A 16,636-nucleotide genomic window follows, 5' to 3' on the forward strand; every position below is an offset into this window, starting at 1 on the left:
AATTGTTTATTTCCCTTACATCTTCCTCTAAAACTACTTTCAAAGTCATATCCACCACCTAATGTAAGCGAATAATTTTTATGAGCTCTTTTCCAAACTTCAATTGCTGTTTAACAACGGGATTCGCAGCTCCTTTTGCTAATCCTAGAAAGTCTACCCAAATTCGTACATTAGGCGCAAAAGCATACAAATTCTCTCCACCCAACAATCCAATCGGATCATGAGTAACAAACCGACCCGCATCAGGCTCGTAATACCTGAAGAAGCTGTAGTGCAGCCCAGTTTCAAGGTCGCAATACTGGTTTTGCAGGCGGAAGGATTGGTATGCGCTATCCGTTACCTTGGTTTCCTCTTTTAGACGACCCCAGCCGGTGTAGCTACCGAACCATAAGAGGTTACCGTCTTTATGGGTCATCTCTCTTGGGATGCCGATTTGGTCGCAGTGGAAGTAGTGGGTTTGTTGGCGGCTTTCGCCGTCTTCGTTGGTCCAATTGCGTACCTGCGCCAAGGGGTCGTAGCTGTCGGGATAGATGTAGATATAGTATATCTGCCGTCCAATTGGACTTCTTGTAGTAAATGACTGCCGTCCCAAACGAAGTGAGTTTCCTCTTCGAGGCCGTCTAAAATGGTTCGAGTTTAAACTGTTTGCTAAATTTGCTTTTTAAGAATTTTCTCTAAATAATCTGAAAAATTAGCTGCTAAAGTTAGCAATTCATCAGTGTCTTGATTGTAAATCATTACCGTTTTAGATGGGGAAATATAAATAGGATTTCCCCAGCCATCAGTGCCAATTATTAAATTACTTTTGCCATCTTTTAGATAATCGGAAAATTCTTTATTTAAATCAATAATTGTATCTTCCCCAAGAAATTCGGAATTATGTATTCCATATATTTGAGCATCCCTAACGACACACCCACCAAATCTCATTGTAAATTCTTTAAAATCCTCATCTAACTTAACATTAAGTGATTTCTCTACATTGAGGACCTCATCATCAGTTGTTGGCTTTCCTTGAGCGACTGGATTTTTTTGAAAGAAAGCAATTAACTGCTCTAAAACAAATTTGTTTAACATAAATACTCCTTATTAAACTAATAAGACTTACCTGCTTTTAGGTCTCTACGTCTTAACTCTTTTCTGGCTCTATATTTCCAATATTCTATACGGCAATTTCAAAAATCATGTCTGACACTGTCATTTCCTACACCTTTACCTTTTTGATTACCAATATGTTAGATAACTTTTACATTTATAGTGATTTTCGCAGCCGGTGTAGTTGCCGAACTACAACAAATTGCCGTCTTTATCGGTCATCTCTCTCGGGATGCCGATTTGGTCGCAGTGGAAGTAGTGGGTTTGTTGGCGGTTTTCGTAGTCTTCGCTGATGTGGTTTAGACAGGCGAAACCGCCTTCGTGCGTACCACACATGCCCTACGTCAGGATTGAAAGTTATATAATGACTACTGCTTGTTACTGATAAAAACTATATTATTGATCAATTAAGAATATTGCCAAAATCCAGCTATTACATCAATATTACCTTTCTTATCTTTTTCTTTATAATATATATATATAATTTTCCATAATCAAACGGGTAATTACCATTAAGAAGATTATCTGGGTAATAATCTTCGTCTATACTCATCAAGTACAAATATCCATCTTCTTCTAGATTTTTATAAAAATAATCTTCTTCTTGAATTAGTTGCAATTCTCCTCCTACTGTTACTAAACCTGATAAATCATCACTATTTACTTTCCTATACGGTTCAAAATAAATCCTATTTAAGTCCATATTTGTAAATGAAGTAATTTTACTTTCCTCAGATTTTGGATGAGTAAAAACTTTTATTGAACAATTAGGATAGATATTATTATCAAGCATAATATCATGATTTTTAGGCAAGAAAATAGATAATATAAAATTAGTTTTTAATGGATGTTCAAAACATCCATAAAACATCATTTCTGAAATACAATCTTGTTTATCATCAAAATATTTAGGAATATTTCCTCCTATTCGATTAAGGCTAATCTCCTTAATCTCGTTCAAAATAACTTTTTCTTGAATAGCTTTAGTCATTTTTAATTCCTTTCTTGTATTAAACTTATAAGTTGTTTTTTCTAGCAAAATTTATTGCTGAAGCTCTTAAATTTGAAGCAAGTTTGGTTGCATAAGCACGAGCAGATGATTTTTCCCATCCTCTTCTTGACAAGCCTATATAGATTCCATATCTAGTTAAATTTGTATTTAACTCAATGTTATCCATTGCCGATTTTAGAAACCTAAGCTTATGTATTCGATTAACAAAATAATAAGTAGATTTAGGAATTATTTATTAACTGTTCGAGATAATCAATACTTCTGAATAAATAATGTTCACCTATTTGCTGTATCAAATTTGATGAGTCCCCAAATAATATTTTTTCTAAATACTTTTTTAGAATTATAAGCTCATCTTTTTTTAAGAGATTTAAAGCATGAGTGATGTTTTCTGCGATAGGTATATTTATAATAAATTCTTCTATATTTACTGGAATATCATCATTTCTAATGCCATTACTGATGCTATCAATAATTTTAGGCATTAAATAATTTATTCCTTCTGATGAAAAAAAGATGAATGGTACTAAATTATGTTCATCAATAATAATTTTCTCTATTGGGGTATATTCGTAATACTTAAATTCCTCTTTAAATTCCTCTATTTTATAGATGTTTTCTCGATAAAGATTTTTGAACAATCCTTCTTTAGGGTAATCTCTATAGGTAATTTTTAGGAAGGGCATATTTACCTCCATTGTCTTAGATAACTTTTATATTAATATTGATTTTTCCATGAGGTGTATTCGCCGAACCACAAGAGGTTGCTGTCCTTATCAGTCATCTCTCTTGGGATACCGATTTGGTCGCAGTGGAAGTAGCGGGGGGTCTATTGTCTACTTTCACCGTCTTAGTTGGTGGGGGTTCGATAGGCGAGCCGCGTACGTGCGTACCTCACGTACCCTACGTCAAGACTGAAGATTTTGTGCGGGCTACGGCTTGCTGGTTTTTAACTATATTTCAACAATTTTTCTTCATGTAATGCTTGAATTTGTTTCAAAATAATCTCGTTCATTTGTTTTGCTAATAAATCATTAGTAGAGTTGCAGATGATTTTAACAACAGAAGCAGCAGATAATAGTCCTAACCTCATAAAGTATTCAAGTTCAAGGTCATCATCTTCAATTGATTCCTTCACATTTTCTATTCCTTCTTCAACAAAATATAGTGATAGGTGTCGTGCAAAATAATTATTTAATCCTTCTTGAGCACCTTTTTGGCTTTTATACTCGGTTACAGACTTTAGTAATTCAAAAGATTGCTTTTTCTGATTACTAGAAATAATAGGAGACTCATTCAAAAGACCAAGTATATATTCTACATCTCCCCATATTTCAAAATCCTCTTCAAATTTCACTTGCAAAATAGCAGGAATAATGATTTTGAAAGGTTCATATATCTTATTGACAAATAAACTACTAATTAAGTCGGTAAGCGCTTCTCTACTCTTGGAATTATTAAAAGAAAATTTCTTTTGAAGAATAGCAATCTTCTTTTTCTGATTTTTTGTAACACAAAATTCAGCAATTTTATTAAAGTCTATATTCATAGTTTTAAGGCCTCCATATATTGGTTAGATTATCTTGAATTTTACTTGAACACCATCAAACAAATGCTATAATGCTGCTTTTATAGACTTAGGTGCTGCTTTCTCTAAATATTTCATTAGGTAATTTGAACAAAGACATTACCTTCTGAACAATTTTCATTACAGAAAAAATAATAAAACTCATCTCCAAAATCTTGCTGGAACATATTATCTATCTCTCCTGCATATATTTGAAATTGAAATGACATATTTGATTTCTGAATAGGATCTTGTAGCCAGTATGGTACCTCATCATTAGACTCACTGATTAAAAGTTTTTTACTAGGTTCGATACAGCTTATTTTTTTTACTTTTGAAGAACGAATATCACTTAAAATTACACAAGAACTTTTATTTGGCTCTGGATTTTTATCGCTCAAATCATATATATGTTGGTCATCTTCATGATTGTAAGTGATAAAAATATTGCAATACAAGTTAATATCTAGTTTTTTATTTAATAAATTTGCAGGAAGACCTATAAAGAACAGCATAGGGTTTCCATTATAATCTACAGGCCAACTAACTTCTTTCTCTAAAAGAGCTGGGCCAAATATTCGAAAATCAAATTTATCCGCAAATTCATCTATAATTTTTAATTCACCTAACATTTTAGTACCTCCTAAAATGTTATATCCTAAAGATCTCAAATATCGCTGAGCTTGTTTTCTTAGTTTTCTAGCTCTTGATGGACCATGCCCAGTTATTCTTATAGCTCCTTACCAAACATCTATTTGGCATTTACTTGGCATAATTCTACCTTGTTTTACACCAGATCATTTACAAACTGAAGTTTCAAATTGATTTTTTGATTTTAGTCCTAAATGTTTTTGTGCGAGTCTTTTCTCATTTTTATTGATAGAATTTGAATTATCCCGACCTTGAAGTCGCTACTTTTACGGGCAATTATATTGACGACTATGGGGTGCTCCTGTTGGGGGGATGGGGTTATCTAAAAATGTATTTCAAATAACCCTTTTATATTTTACAGGTAGTATTGGAGTTTGATTCCATCTAGGCTAGTTAGTCATGCCATATGATTTCCCTTGCAGAGCCAAAAGTAACTTTGCTAATATTTTTGCCAATAATAATTCTTTTGTCTAATTTCCCAGAATATTTTGATCCTGCTAGTTTCTGAAATAAAACAACATTTAATTCATATCATTGTAAATAGTAGTTTCCATACTTGATATTCCCATTGCACTATTGCCAAGTAAACCTGTCAAATGAGCCTGTCTATTTTCTTGAGCTCCAGTAATAGTAATTTTAAAATTCCAAATGTCATTAATATCAATTTCATTATTGGTTAACGAACAACCAGATGATATTATACTCATAAGAAATGGGATAATTAGTTTAATTTTCATAATGAACCTCCTGATGAATTTAATGATGAAGAATCTGAAGATCTACCACTTGAACCAAAGGAGGCACTACTATTTTTTCTAGGCAAGACAGTTGTTGCATTCGAGGTCGTCTGAAGCTTCTTCGTTTTTCAGACGGCCTTTGCCTATCCTTCTACCCAAGGCGTCGTAGGTGTAGGCCCAAGTCTCTTTCGTGCCGTCTTTTTTGAAGATTTCCGCCTTAACCAGTTGGTCGTGCAGGTCGTAGAAGTAGTTCTGCATTTCACCGTCGGCCAGTTCTGGGTGGATCAGGTTGCCGAAGCAGTCGTAGTAATAGCTGTGGTAACGACTTTCGGCATTGCTTTTACGGATTAGACGGGTAGCAGTCATCATAGTTGAAATGCAGGATGGTGCCGTCGAGAAGGACTCCCCATTTACATTTTAATTTCAATCTATCCATGCTTGCTGATTGTTTTATTTGAAAACGAATGATACATATAGATTTTGATTGTTTTTAAAATTATCTAAATATTTTCTTGTTTCTATAATGCTATCACTTTGAATATTTCCTTCGTAATACCAATTATCATAAGTATGTTCAAATTTATTAATATTTTTTATATATATATCTCCTCCTAAAATAAAATAATTTAAATTATCTAAAATATCTATAATATCATTAGATAATTCTATGGGTATAATTACAGTATTTTCTCCTTGTTCAAATAGGCTGACTCCATTATTAATATAAATACTAATTAATTTGTTCATAAATTTACTTCCAGTAGTTATTTATTAGGTCTAAATAAACGGTGATTAATGCTGCCGTTTGGTTCTTTTATATATTCAAAGGCAAAGCAGTAGCGCGCACCGTTTTCATTGGTGAGACCGACTAAGCGGCGGGCTTTGTCGTAGTGGTAGCCGAAAGTATGGCCCAAGGCGTTGGTGCGTTGGGTCGGCAGACCGTCTTGGCCGTATTCGTAGGAAGTGATATGGCCTTCGGCATCGGTATGGGTTTTCAGACGACCTTAACTAGACTGTTGGGGCTTAACACCGTTTATGCTTGTCAGAGATATAAAAAGATATCAAAATACAGATAGAGTAGTAAAAGTTTTAATATATCTTTAGGCTCTCTTAGTAAAATTCAAATAACTCTTTTGCATATTTTTTATAAGAAGGAATCTTAATTGCTTTCAAAAAATTTATTAAATCTTTTTCTGATTTTCTCAATAGTAAAATTTCTATAGAGTTTACAATGAGGAAAGTCTTAGCCTGACCAATTAACATAATATCATCACTATCTTCTTCATCTTCCTCAAAGTCACAGTAATCTTCTGACAATTTTGATATTTTTAATTTTGAGAAATTAAAAACTAATTTATCGTTTTCAATAATAAAATCTAATATTAACTCAGGTGTTAATCCTGATTTATTAATTTCATTAGCAATAGAATTACATTCTTGTGAAATACTTTCGTCATTGTCATAAATTTTAATTCCATATTCATGTTCAGCCTTATCTAATAACCTTTTGTATTCATGAGATTGAATTAAATTTTTGATTTCTAATCCTGTTACCATGTGCGGGTTCCTTTCAAAATTTTTAATAATACACTACCTGTGTGTCGGAATGGGTCCATTGCGGCATGAGCCCATGGTGTTGCAATAGATAAGTTCCAAGCTTCATGAGCTTTATTTGAACCTAATCTTTGTGGTAAGTAAGTGTGATGTAGTTCTAATGACACATTGCGTTCTTCAATTCCTCTTCTTGTTCGAATTCTAACTTTTATTCGTGGTGCTTTACCTTTCTCCATCCTTTTTAAATTACGTTCAGAATATTTACATTTTGGACTTGAACCAGGATTTTTAGCTTTTTCTTTAGCTATACGGTCCCTTTCTTTTTTTGCTTCTGCTTTCCAAAATTGTTTTCTAGCAGTATTCCATGATAATAGTCCTAATGGATCTATCCAGCTTTGTATGTTAGGGGAGAATAAATATTATCTCCACCTTCTAACCCAATCGGATCCTGATTCACAAATCTACCCGCATTAGGCTCGTAATACCTGAAGAAGTTGTAATGCAGCCCTGTCTCGCGGTCGGCATACTGGTTTTGCAGGCGGAAGGATTAGTGAGCGCTATCCGTTACCTTGGTTTCCTCTTTTAGACGATCTCAAAGAAGGTTATGAGGTCATCTAAATAGCGGAAACCGCGCGCAAATTCTACACACAAATCTACGTCAAGGATGGAAGTCTCATACAGGCTAAGGCTTTCTACTACTTGCTTACATAAAAATACGAGACCAATCATAGGTATATCTAGATTACAGTAGATCTATTATAGGTAATTCAAGAATATCTTTCGTTGTTAACTCTCCAATTTTCTTTTCAATAAAAGACAACTTCCTATTTTTCACTAATTTGTCATCATGGAACGCATATTCGTAGATTTTTCCATTTGTTTTATTATAGACATATCCATAATAATCATCCTGACCATCCTCATCTTCAACAAAATTCATAAAGAATACTTCATCGTCTTGCTTTAATCTCTCTATTAATGCACTGTATAAGTTTGGCACCTCATTTACTACAAAATTTGTACATTCTAAAACACTTTCCAGCAAAATTTTAGAAGTTAATTCCTCAGACTCCATCAACTCAACTCCTATCGTTCTAAATAGTCTACTCAGGCTTGCATCCATTTATCTATATTTCTTAATATCCTGTAAGGTAATTATACTATTTCTTAAATCATCTAAAAATAACAATTGAATTTCATATTCACGTTTTAAATTTTCGTCCTCTATTTTGCCATCTTCGGAGTACGGGAAATTCGCTAAAGCATCTTTCCAGTTAATTACGTTTTCAGCACTTGCAGCAAAGTAATAACTATCAGATGATTTTTGTTGTATACCTAGTAACATATTTCGAATCGAAGCTAATAATTCTATAGTTCCTTGTGTTTCTACCATATCATTTAATGGATCATCATCATCCCAATTTATTTCTTCTATAGCTTTTTGAGAGATTCCAATATTTATTTGGGAGAAATCATACCAACTAGCTTTTATGATAGCATCACAGAGTTGGTAGTTCACATTTGAATTAGTTATTTTAGTCATATTTTCAATTATTTTTTTCTCAATGATCAGTGCATTACAGCACCAAGCCGCAAACTTACATCTCTTTTGTGGATCCATTTGATCTAAAAGAGATTGTACTTTTTCAATATGTAATTCTATATTCATAACTCATCCTTTCGTTAATCATATACACCACCAACACCGTCAACACTTTGTTATGGACAGATTGCGCCATTTCACTTAGTTTTGCATTTAACCCTAAAGGATCAATCCAACTTTGTGTATTGGGGAAAATTGATAGAAATTTTCTCCTCCTACCAAACCTATCACGTCTTGACTTACAAAACGTCCTGTTCGCTTTCGCTGTCTTCGTTGTTCCAGTTGCGGACCTGCGCCAAGGGTTCGTAGCTATTCTATTGAAAGTGTCGGTAATGGTTTCGGGCAGCCATTGGGCGTTGTAGCTGTAGCTTGTGGTGTAACCAACAAGAGAGAAATTTGGTAGAGTTCGCCTGAAAGTATGTTTTCAGACGAACTCTACATCAACCGGTAATGAAATTGTTAAAAAATCGATAGATCAGACGTCTTCAAAGAAGATTTAGATGTCGCTTAAAAAGTAGAAGCCGCGTGTATGTTACGCACATACCCCATACCATAATTAAAAGTTTCATACAGGCTACGGTTTGCTTTTTTTCATTCGAAAGAAAAATTTAACATTTTTGATAACCGATTTATAAAATATAGAATTGCCAAATGTTCATCTTGGTAACAATATTCTTCGGTTCTCAATCCTCTTTCAGAATAGAATATATGCCATTTTTTATTTTCTTCAACAATACATAATGATTCATCATTTACTTCATTGATTGAGTAACTATCTTCTGGTACTCCTTTACTTTTAAGATATGAATTCAATTCATTAATTTTTAACATTTTCCTATTTTTACCTCTTCCAGATGCCAGATTCTATATATGATTTAACAGATTTTGGTAATTCATACTGTGTCCCTAATCCAATTTCTCCGAACAACGACATAATTTTACTTGCAGCTACATTATCAATTGGTTTCAGTAACCTATATATGGTATAAGGCTTTCGATTAGAACCAGGAGGTAAGGCTCTCATAGGGTATAGTGTTCCTACTGGAGATACAGATTGTCTCCGCCTAAAAGCCCAATCGGATCCTGATTCACAAACCGACCCGTATCCGGCTCATAGTACCTGAAGAAGTTGTAGTGCAACACCGTTTCACGGTCGCAATACTGGTTTTGCAATCGGAAGGGCTGGTATGCACTATCCGTTACCTTGGTTTCCTCTTTCATACGACCCCAGCCGGTGTAGTTGTCGAACCACAAGAGATTGCCGTCCTTATCGGTCATCTCACGCGGGATGCCGATTTGGTCGCAGTGGAAGTAGTGGGTTTGTTGGCGTCTTTCGCGTCCGAGGGGGTCGCGTTCGCTGTCGCTGTGGTATACGAGTTCGCAGTTTTCGTCGAAACCGTATACTTCCGTCCGCCCCAATACGTCGGTAACGACGGTATGGTCTTTGCGGTAGTCGAACGTCCATTCTTCGCCGAGGTTGTTGCTGCTCTTGAGCACTTTGCCGTTGTCGTCGTAGCAGAGGCGGATATGGCGACTGTTGCGGTCTAGTTGGGCGACCAGTTGGTAAATGCCGCAACCGGAAGCGACTTCGGCAAACAGCAACCGTGTGCCGAAGTCGGGGGAGGCGATTTGGTAGAGGTCGTCTGAAAATATCGAATCTTAATTTTTGTTTTTTTTCTTAGGATTTAGTTCTTCTTTACGCTGCTTATAAAACTTCCAATATTTTTTGTCCTCGATACTGAATGGATTATATCCAGCATCGTTATAAGCTATATCGAAATATTTATAAGCATCATCATATTTTTCAATATCATAATAAAAAATACCGCCTAATAGATATGTTCCTGCATTAGTTGTTCCTAAATCGGCAACACTCAAAGCAATAGTCAGCCATTCCTCAGCCTGTTCATATTTTTGATGTTTATAATATAACTCAAATAAGGCAATCGTAACCATTGTAGTTGGATGCGCCCATTGAGTTACTGGCTTAGGTATTAGCTCAAATGCTTCTTTTAATAATTTTTCTTGTTCCGAAAAAGATTTACTATAAGCTTCGCAAACTAAATCATTAATTTTTGATTCCAATTCTGGATTAACTGCATCTAAATTCATAGCATACAACTCCTCAATTAAATTAAACAATGTTAAGTGTAGATTCTATAATATCAATGGCCATAATCAGATTTCTGCCTAGACCCGATTGGTTTATCCATATCATATCTACTTCGGTTTTTTGCGCCGCGGGAGCAATTTCCCCCTTTACCGGCACCTTTTTCAAGCCGATACTTATTTGGATCTCTCATCCACGATCTGACTTCAGGCGATTTTTTACCAAAAAATTTTCCTCTTCTATTCCAATAATCCACAGCATCTTCGCCTGCATGCTCCATATGAGCAGACCTAACAGGCTGCCATGATTTAGTTGGAGTATCCCAAAATTGGGCAGAGCTAGGAATATCGCTTACACGTCTTAAATTACTAATCTGCTCAGCCGACATACCACGTAGCTCCTTAGCACTTAACATGCGCTGCATTACAGCCCTACCAGTGGTACTCACTTTTGATGGCGTTTTACCTACTGTAGCTAACCTGTTACGAGAAAGTCCCAACGGATCAATCCAACTTTGAGCATTTACAGCAAACTGATACAAATTCTCCCCGCCCATTAACCCAATCGGATCCTGATTCACAAACCGACCCGCAACAGGCTCATAATACCTGAAGAAGTTGTAGTGCAACACCGTTTCACGGTTGCAATACTGGTTTTGCAATCGGAAGGGTTGGTGAGCAGTTCCGGATGTGTTAGTTTCGCTCTTTAGTTTGCCCCAACCGTAATAATCGCCGAACCACAGCAAATTGCCATCCTTATCTGTCATATCCCTCGGTATGCCGATTTGGTCGCAGTGGAAGTAGTGGGTTTGTTGTCGGTTTTCTCCGCCTTCGTTGATGTGGTTTTGATAGGCGAAACCGTGTGCGTGCGTACCGCACACACCTTACGTAAGGACTGAAGGTTTTGTGCAGGCTACTGCTTGCTAGACCCAACCTACGCCTGTTGTTAGTTTTGCATAAATTAATGAGCAATATAAAACGTCTAAATATTTGAAAGATTTAGATTTTAGAGTTTTCTGTATTTGAAAAAAGGGGACCTTGTGGGGAAGGCTCGACCTAATTACGTTTATTTTTATGAGACTGAAAATTTAGAGATTCTTAAACCATCTAATTCAAATGTGAAAATAATAGAAACTCCTCCTTCTGTTTTTATCTCACACTCATGTTCCCACTCCTCCCTTGATACAAATTTCCATTTAATATCGGCAAAAAACAAATATTGTACAAATTTTTCAATAGTTAATTTCCTATTAATTTTATATTTTTTAGCAATAGTTACACCTTTGAAATAAGGATCTATTGATAGCAAATAAATAACTTCATCCCTAAAACCAATTTCTAATCCCTTCCAAAAAATAGAAAAACCACTTTCTATATTATCGTCATCGTATAACCATTTAGACGAATGTTTGAATTGTTTCCGCTTTTGAAAACTACTATATGACATACCCACAGACAAATCTTCAAATCTGCCTGTTTTTAAGAAAGATGTGATATCCATAATAACCTCATTAACATTTTCCTAAATTTTTTAATTCCTCTTTTAGCTATATCCTTTCTTCTAGTGCTACTTTTTGGGTCATTTAAATCACCTTCAAAATCAGTCAGAGCCTTTTTAAGCTGATCTTTTGCTGATTACATATTTTGTGAGTTGTCTTTCAGTTCAGAAATTATGTCATCAGCAATTTTCAATTTTTTGGAAGTAGCACTTTTCATATCACAAAAACATTTCCATACAATTTCTCCGTTATCATCTAAGGTTAAAAGGGCTTCTGTTACTTTTTATTTCCTACAAAAATATCAGCATGAGGTCCTTTAACACTAACATCCGAAAATCTATATGGTTACATTTTTGAAGTTGCTTTTGAATCAAGGCCTAATGGGTCCACCTACGCCTTCGTATTCAGTTCAAAAGCATATAAATTCTCCCCACCTATCAACCCAATCGGATCCTGATTCACAAACCGCCCTGCCTCAGGCTTATAATACCTGAAGAAGTTGTAGTGCAACACCGTTTCACGGTTGCAATACTGGTTTTGCAATCGGAAGGGTTGGTGAGCAGTTCCGGATGTGTTAGTTTCGCTCTTTAGTTTGCCCCAACCGTAATAATCGCCGAACCACAGCAAATTGCCATCCTTATCTGTCATTTCTCTTGGGGTGCAGATTTAGTCACAGTGAAAGTAGGGGGGGCACATTCTTCGTCTTCGTTGATGTGGTTTCGATAGGGGAAACCGCGTACGTGCGCTTACATCGGAGTTGGAAGTACCATTAGAGCTACAATTAGCTTATGGCTTGTGATTACCAGCTAGTAATAGGTCTATGCAAATTTACCCAAAATTTTAATAATGATTGTTCAAAAAAACGAAATTCGGACAGATCTTTTTCTACAACTAGACCTAATTCTTTGAAAAGATATTTAGATTTCGTTCTCTCGATAACATCATATCGACTTAATAACTCAGTAAGCCCTTTTTTTGATGATATATCTATTTCATTATAGTATATTGAAAGCTCTACTTTCTTATCATTGAAAATTGTAACCTCAGTTAACTTTTCATTATCAAACCTTAGTACAAAATTGTTTATCTCTATAATATTTTTTACCTTCGGGATAACATAGTTTGATATGTCATATTTTTTTATAACATCTGATAGAGAACAATTTAATTCAAAATCGCCTACGATCTTATAAGGAATAAATATTAATTTATCATGATTTAAAGTTGGGTTCTTAAGTTTACTTTTTTGAAAGTCTGAGTACTTTTGACCTGTATTTTCATAAAAGTTTCTTATGATTTCATCGTAAATTAATACCTGCAAAAATAATTTATCCTTAGGGTCAACATACAAAAGTAAATTATATTGTGGAAAAATATAAAAATAATTTTCTTCATCAGAAATTTCTATTAGAGGATCCTCTTCTTCTAAAAATTTTTCTAAATTGAAGAAGTTAATAATTTTTCCATCTAAACTGAATTCATTGCATTTCCCAGAGGATGATACAGTAATTAATTGAGAATCAGATTGTATCTTATGCTTTCTATCAAACTCTAATGAATAATTAGGGTCATTTAAAGTAACATCATCAAAATCAGCCTTTTTTTGACCCAATACAATCCCATTTAACGAATTATTTAATATTTTCAACATAATACATATCCTTTCCTGTATTTGTCTATGTCAATTAGCTTCTCAGCCATCAGGAAAAATGACCTCTAGATAGAATGCCATTGCTAATGGTAATGAGATTGTTAAAGAACAAATATTTCAGACGACCTCGAAAAAGAATTGAGGTTGTCTGAAAGGCAGAAACAGCATGATTACCGCTCCCATGCTACGGCGGAATTGAAGGTTTCATGTAGGCTACGGCTTGCTTATAAGATTCATAAGAATAATATTATGTATCAAGAAATGGCATTAATTGTTCTGGCTTTAAAGTTAGTAGTGCGATTGTTTTTCCTTTAGTATCGCAGAATTCAACCTCATATGCTTCATAAGGATTTGAATAAACTTCTACAATAGCACCGATGTCTCCCTTTTGTAAATTAAAACCAGGAAGATCTTGTTGCAATTTGACTACTTCTAAAAGTGAATATTTCACTATAAACTCCTTAATAATTAACTATAAAACATATGTAGTTGCCAATCGTGGAATTGATTGTCCGCTATCGATTATCCAACCAGTTCTAACTGTGGCGGTCTGTCTAATTGGACCAGTCATTGGAATATCAACAGTATAGCATTGCCCATGTTCATCACATTTACCTGGAGTTGCTGGGTTTTCACAAACACCTTGTTGATTTTTTTTAATCAACTCACCTACATTTGATTGATTAAATCCTAATGCAGATTGAAAAACCTTTGCTTTTTCCACCTATAGTGTGTTCTGTATTTAAGGCATATCCCGTGATTTTTTGGGGTCAATGATAGCCTTATCTGCATTAGGTAATTTCGAATTAGAGCAAAGACCTAATAGATAAAGCCAATCTTGAGCATTTGGTGCAAATGCATACAGATTATCCCCCCTCCACCAGCCGAATCGGATCCTGATTCACAAACCGTCCCGCATCAGGCTCGTAGTATCTAAAGAAGTTGTAGTGCAGCCCCGTTTCACGGTCGCAATACTGGTTTTGCAGGCGGAAGGGTTGATGCACATGCTTGTAAACCAGCTCGTCCTTTTTCAGGCGACCTTACGGTTTGGTTAGATCTTGAACTGACTGTTCGTTTAAAGATAAGGCAAATCTAAGGCCTCATCATAACTTTCATCTAAGATTTTATTGACTGAGGCAGCAAACTGAATAGCCTTCATATCAATAGTTTCAGGATTGTCAGGAATCGGAAAGATAGCTACACCTATATTATTTTCTATCAACCATGGTATTCCATCCTCTAAAAATTCTTCTATCTCAATTTCATAAATATCAGAATTCTTATCTTCAGAATTTGCCATAATTCTTGCGAATTCTAATTCAGGCCATATGGCTAAAGATGAATTTTTCTCATCTCCCCATAATATCCAATCTCCTTCTTCGTCTGCTAAAACATATAGAACTCCAGAGTCAGCTATTCTTTTTAAAGTATGCTCACAACGTTCTTGACTGGACAAATTAAGAATTGCATTTATTGCTTTTTGTTGTAAAACCATCGACAAATAAGGTAAATCAAATTCTTCCCCATACCACTCATAAAAATAATCATTGATCATCTTAGCAAATTCAATTGGATCCAAAATAATAGTTTCTGTTTTTTCATCTATAGGAAAAATAGCTAATTTAATATTACTTTCAGACAATAAAGGAACGGTATCTTCTAAGAAGTTCTCTAGTTCCATTTCATCTATTCTCAATGCTTGAGGATTCCATTGGAGAGCTAACTCCGCAAACTCAGATTCTGGAAAAATCATTAGATATTCTTTTCCTTCATCATCTTGCAAACATATCCAGTCATCCTTTCCATTTAGTAGGTATAAAGTTTCAATACCAGATATAGTTTTAATAGAATAATCCAATCTTTCTTTAGCTGATAATTTAACAATTGAATCAATTGCTTGTTTTGGCAAGCCCATTATTTAAATCCTTTCTACTTTCGTGAATCTTTGATTTTTTGCTCAGATTTTCCACCACATTTTTTTGACCCAATACAATCCCATTTAACGAATTATTTGATATTTTCAACATAATATATATTCTTTCCTGTATTTGTCTATGTCAATTAGTTTCTCAGCTATCAGGAAAACGACCTCTAGATAGAATGCCATTACTAATGGTAATGAGATTTTAATGAACAAATAGTTAAGACGACCTCAAAAAAGATATTAAGATCGGCTGGAAACAAAAACCGCATGCGTACTACACACCCCCTACATCAGGACTGAAGGTTTTGTGCAGGCTACGACTTACTTTACATCGTAATTGGAAGTTTCATGTGGTCTACGGCTTGCTTGGGCTACTTTACAGTTGATAATTAAATTTAGAAAATTATGTCTAATACTCTATTTTTTAAATTAAATTCTTTCTTTAAATGTTCTAAAATATTATCTAACTCTTCCTTGCTTAAAATTTGGTTGGTCTTAGTAAATTTTGCTGTTTTCGCATATAGGGAAAAGTGAAACTCATTATTTGGAAAGAACATTTCTCCTTCAAATGAAATTTCATGTCCATTTAAAGAAACAATTAACATACCTCTTGAAATTTTTTCAATTACGAAATCATCCATAGTAATTACCTTTTTTCCATATATTTCCTGGTCGCAGATCTTTGCCAATAACGCCTGTTACAGTACCAGAAGCGCATGTTGCATACTCTGATGAAATATCTTCCCATGCTTTAATGCTTGTTTGGTTATTTTGATCCCACGTAGGCATGATAATTTTTCTAGCTTCAATTAACATTTCTAATGTTGTTCCTCCTTTAGATTTGGCAATATCGGCAGCAATATGTTGTCCACCAATACTATCTGTTCTACCTGACCAAAAAAATGCTGTGTTTGGTTCTGTTTTAACTTTGCTATTTTCACAGCATTTATTCAAACCTAGAGGATCAACCCACACCTGAGCATTAGGCGCAAAAGCATAAAAATTCTCCCCGCCTACTAATCTTATGGGATCTTGATTGTTAAAACGTCCGATTCTACTGTCGTAGTACCTGAAGAAGTTGTAATGCAGCCCTGTCTCACGGTCGGCGTACTGGTTTTGCAGGCGGAAGGGCTGGTATGCGCTATCCGTTACCTTGGTTTCCTCTTTCAGACGACCCCAGCCGGTGTATCTGCCGAACCACAGGAGGTTGCCGCCTTTATCGGTCATCTCCCTA

Annotated in this window: 28 protein-coding genes and 1 pseudogene; all 29 read right to left on the reverse strand. The window is 34.9% G+C overall.

All coding sequences use genetic code 11. The features are described from left to right. Positions 1–58: 58 nt before the first annotated feature. Positions 59–592 carry an RHS repeat-associated core domain-containing protein gene (locus H8S88_RS02125; RefSeq protein WP_236127874.1) on the reverse strand — a complete coding sequence of 178 codons (534 nt, stop codon included), beginning with the start codon at positions 590–592 and terminating at the stop codon, positions 59–61. 56 nt (positions 593–648) lie between these two features. Continuing rightward, positions 649–1,077, reverse strand: a complete 429-nt coding sequence (locus H8S88_RS02130) for an SMI1/KNR4 family protein (protein ID WP_049512641.1) — start codon at positions 1,075–1,077, stop codon at positions 649–651. Positions 1,078–1,287: 210 nt separating this feature from the next. Next, positions 1,288–1,431 carry an RHS domain-containing protein gene (locus H8S88_RS09940; protein WP_221761793.1) on the reverse strand — a complete coding sequence of 48 codons (144 nt, stop codon included), beginning with the start codon at positions 1,429–1,431 and terminating at the stop codon, positions 1,288–1,290. A 97-nt stretch (positions 1,432–1,528) separates the two neighbouring features. Beyond that, on the reverse strand, positions 1,529–2,086 hold the full coding sequence (locus tag H8S88_RS02135) for a hypothetical protein (RefSeq protein WP_236127875.1): 558 nt from the start codon (positions 2,084–2,086) through the stop codon (positions 1,529–1,531). A 242-nt stretch (positions 2,087–2,328) separates the two neighbouring features. Then, positions 2,329–2,793, reverse strand: a complete 465-nt coding sequence (locus H8S88_RS02140) for a hypothetical protein (protein WP_236127876.1) — start codon at positions 2,791–2,793, stop codon at positions 2,329–2,331. Between the two features lie 32 nt (positions 2,794–2,825). Next, a pseudogene (locus tag H8S88_RS02145) lies at positions 2,826–2,915 on the reverse strand (RHS domain-containing protein); the annotation flags it as partial. A 141-nt stretch (positions 2,916–3,056) separates the two neighbouring features. Then, entirely contained in the window at positions 3,057–3,656 is a 600-nt protein-coding gene (locus tag H8S88_RS02150) for a DUF6707 family protein (protein WP_236127877.1), read from the reverse strand. Between the two features lie 116 nt (positions 3,657–3,772). Next, a complete protein-coding gene (locus H8S88_RS02155) occupies positions 3,773–4,306 on the reverse strand; it encodes a hypothetical protein (RefSeq protein ID WP_125336266.1) in 534 nt (177 codons plus the stop codon). A 540-nt stretch (positions 4,307–4,846) separates the two neighbouring features. Next, on the reverse strand, positions 4,847–5,062 hold the full coding sequence (locus tag H8S88_RS02160; protein WP_236127878.1) for a hypothetical protein: 216 nt from the start codon (positions 5,060–5,062) through the stop codon (positions 4,847–4,849). Between the two features lie 78 nt (positions 5,063–5,140). Continuing rightward, complete coding sequence (locus H8S88_RS02165) at positions 5,141–5,431, reverse strand: hypothetical protein (RefSeq protein ID WP_221761792.1); 291 nt, start codon at positions 5,429–5,431, stop codon at positions 5,141–5,143. An 81-nt stretch (positions 5,432–5,512) separates the two neighbouring features. After that, positions 5,513–5,809: an Imm40 family immunity protein gene (locus H8S88_RS02170; RefSeq protein ID WP_125336265.1), complete on the reverse strand. Its 297-nt coding sequence runs from the start codon at positions 5,807–5,809 to the stop codon at positions 5,513–5,515. Positions 5,810–6,172: 363 nt separating this feature from the next. After that, on the reverse strand, positions 6,173–6,619 hold the full coding sequence (locus H8S88_RS02175) for a hypothetical protein (protein ID WP_125336264.1): 447 nt from the start codon (positions 6,617–6,619) through the stop codon (positions 6,173–6,175). Between the two features lie 382 nt (positions 6,620–7,001). After that, the gene (locus tag H8S88_RS02180) at positions 7,002–7,154 is read right to left on the reverse strand and encodes an RHS repeat-associated core domain-containing protein (RefSeq protein ID WP_329605521.1); all 153 of its coding nucleotides are present in this window, start codon (positions 7,152–7,154) and stop codon (positions 7,002–7,004) included. Positions 7,155–7,358: 204 nt separating this feature from the next. Further along, the gene (locus H8S88_RS02185; protein ID WP_236127879.1) at positions 7,359–7,739 is read right to left on the reverse strand and encodes a hypothetical protein; all 381 of its coding nucleotides are present in this window, start codon (positions 7,737–7,739) and stop codon (positions 7,359–7,361) included. Then, positions 7,740–8,285: a cation:proton antiporter gene (locus H8S88_RS02190; protein ID WP_125336263.1), complete on the reverse strand. Its 546-nt coding sequence runs from the start codon at positions 8,283–8,285 to the stop codon at positions 7,740–7,742. It abuts the gene before it with no gap. 525 nt (positions 8,286–8,810) lie between these two features. Then, entirely contained in the window at positions 8,811–9,050 is a 240-nt protein-coding gene (locus tag H8S88_RS02195) for a hypothetical protein (RefSeq protein ID WP_006155758.1), read from the reverse strand. Positions 9,051–9,060: 10 nt separating this feature from the next. Then, entirely contained in the window at positions 9,061–9,243 is a 183-nt protein-coding gene (locus tag H8S88_RS09945) for a TNT domain-containing protein (protein ID WP_125336262.1), read from the reverse strand. A 14-nt stretch (positions 9,244–9,257) separates the two neighbouring features. Beyond that, positions 9,258–9,497: an RHS repeat-associated core domain-containing protein gene (locus tag H8S88_RS02200; protein ID WP_221761790.1), complete on the reverse strand. Its 240-nt coding sequence runs from the start codon at positions 9,495–9,497 to the stop codon at positions 9,258–9,260. Positions 9,498–9,878: 381 nt separating this feature from the next. Next, complete coding sequence (locus tag H8S88_RS02205; RefSeq protein ID WP_125336261.1) at positions 9,879–10,331, reverse strand: hypothetical protein; 453 nt, start codon at positions 10,329–10,331, stop codon at positions 9,879–9,881. A 53-nt stretch (positions 10,332–10,384) separates the two neighbouring features. Next, positions 10,385–11,095, reverse strand: coding sequence for an RHS repeat-associated core domain-containing protein (locus tag H8S88_RS02210; protein WP_221761788.1), 711 nt, complete (start codon positions 11,093–11,095; stop codon positions 10,385–10,387). 305 nt (positions 11,096–11,400) lie between these two features. Further along, complete coding sequence (locus tag H8S88_RS02215; RefSeq protein WP_236127880.1) at positions 11,401–11,829, reverse strand: hypothetical protein; 429 nt, start codon at positions 11,827–11,829, stop codon at positions 11,401–11,403. A gap of 388 nt (positions 11,830–12,217) precedes the next feature. Then, positions 12,218–12,475, reverse strand: coding sequence for an RHS repeat-associated core domain-containing protein (locus H8S88_RS02220; protein ID WP_125336033.1), 258 nt, complete (start codon positions 12,473–12,475; stop codon positions 12,218–12,220). A gap of 151 nt (positions 12,476–12,626) precedes the next feature. Next, entirely contained in the window at positions 12,627–13,478 is an 852-nt protein-coding gene (locus H8S88_RS02225) for a hypothetical protein (protein ID WP_236127881.1), read from the reverse strand. A gap of 247 nt (positions 13,479–13,725) precedes the next feature. After that, the gene (locus H8S88_RS02230; protein ID WP_045615779.1) at positions 13,726–13,929 is read right to left on the reverse strand and encodes a DUF4926 domain-containing protein; all 204 of its coding nucleotides are present in this window, start codon (positions 13,927–13,929) and stop codon (positions 13,726–13,728) included. A 21-nt stretch (positions 13,930–13,950) separates the two neighbouring features. After that, the gene (locus H8S88_RS02235; RefSeq protein ID WP_125336029.1) at positions 13,951–14,202 is read right to left on the reverse strand and encodes a DUF6883 domain-containing protein; all 252 of its coding nucleotides are present in this window, start codon (positions 14,200–14,202) and stop codon (positions 13,951–13,953) included. Positions 14,203–14,344: 142 nt separating this feature from the next. Next, entirely contained in the window at positions 14,345–14,482 is a 138-nt protein-coding gene (locus tag H8S88_RS09885) for an RHS repeat-associated core domain-containing protein (RefSeq protein WP_236127882.1), read from the reverse strand. A 71-nt stretch (positions 14,483–14,553) separates the two neighbouring features. Next, a complete protein-coding gene (locus H8S88_RS02245; RefSeq protein WP_125336027.1) occupies positions 14,554–15,393 on the reverse strand; it encodes a DUF2750 domain-containing protein in 840 nt (279 codons plus the stop codon). Between the two features lie 404 nt (positions 15,394–15,797). Next, on the reverse strand, positions 15,798–16,043 hold the full coding sequence (locus tag H8S88_RS02250; protein ID WP_125336025.1) for a hypothetical protein: 246 nt from the start codon (positions 16,041–16,043) through the stop codon (positions 15,798–15,800). Beyond that, the gene (locus H8S88_RS02255; protein ID WP_236127883.1) at positions 16,036–16,629 is read right to left on the reverse strand and encodes an RHS repeat-associated core domain-containing protein; all 594 of its coding nucleotides are present in this window, start codon (positions 16,627–16,629) and stop codon (positions 16,036–16,038) included. Before H8S88_RS02255 ends, H8S88_RS02250 begins: the two co-directional genes overlap by 8 nt. Positions 16,630–16,636 lie beyond the last annotated feature (7 nt).

Origin of the sequence: Streptococcus sp. GS001, assembly GCF_021595565.1 — a bacterium.
Classification (GTDB): Bacteria; Bacillota; Bacilli; order Lactobacillales; family Streptococcaceae; genus Streptococcus; species Streptococcus xiaochunlingii.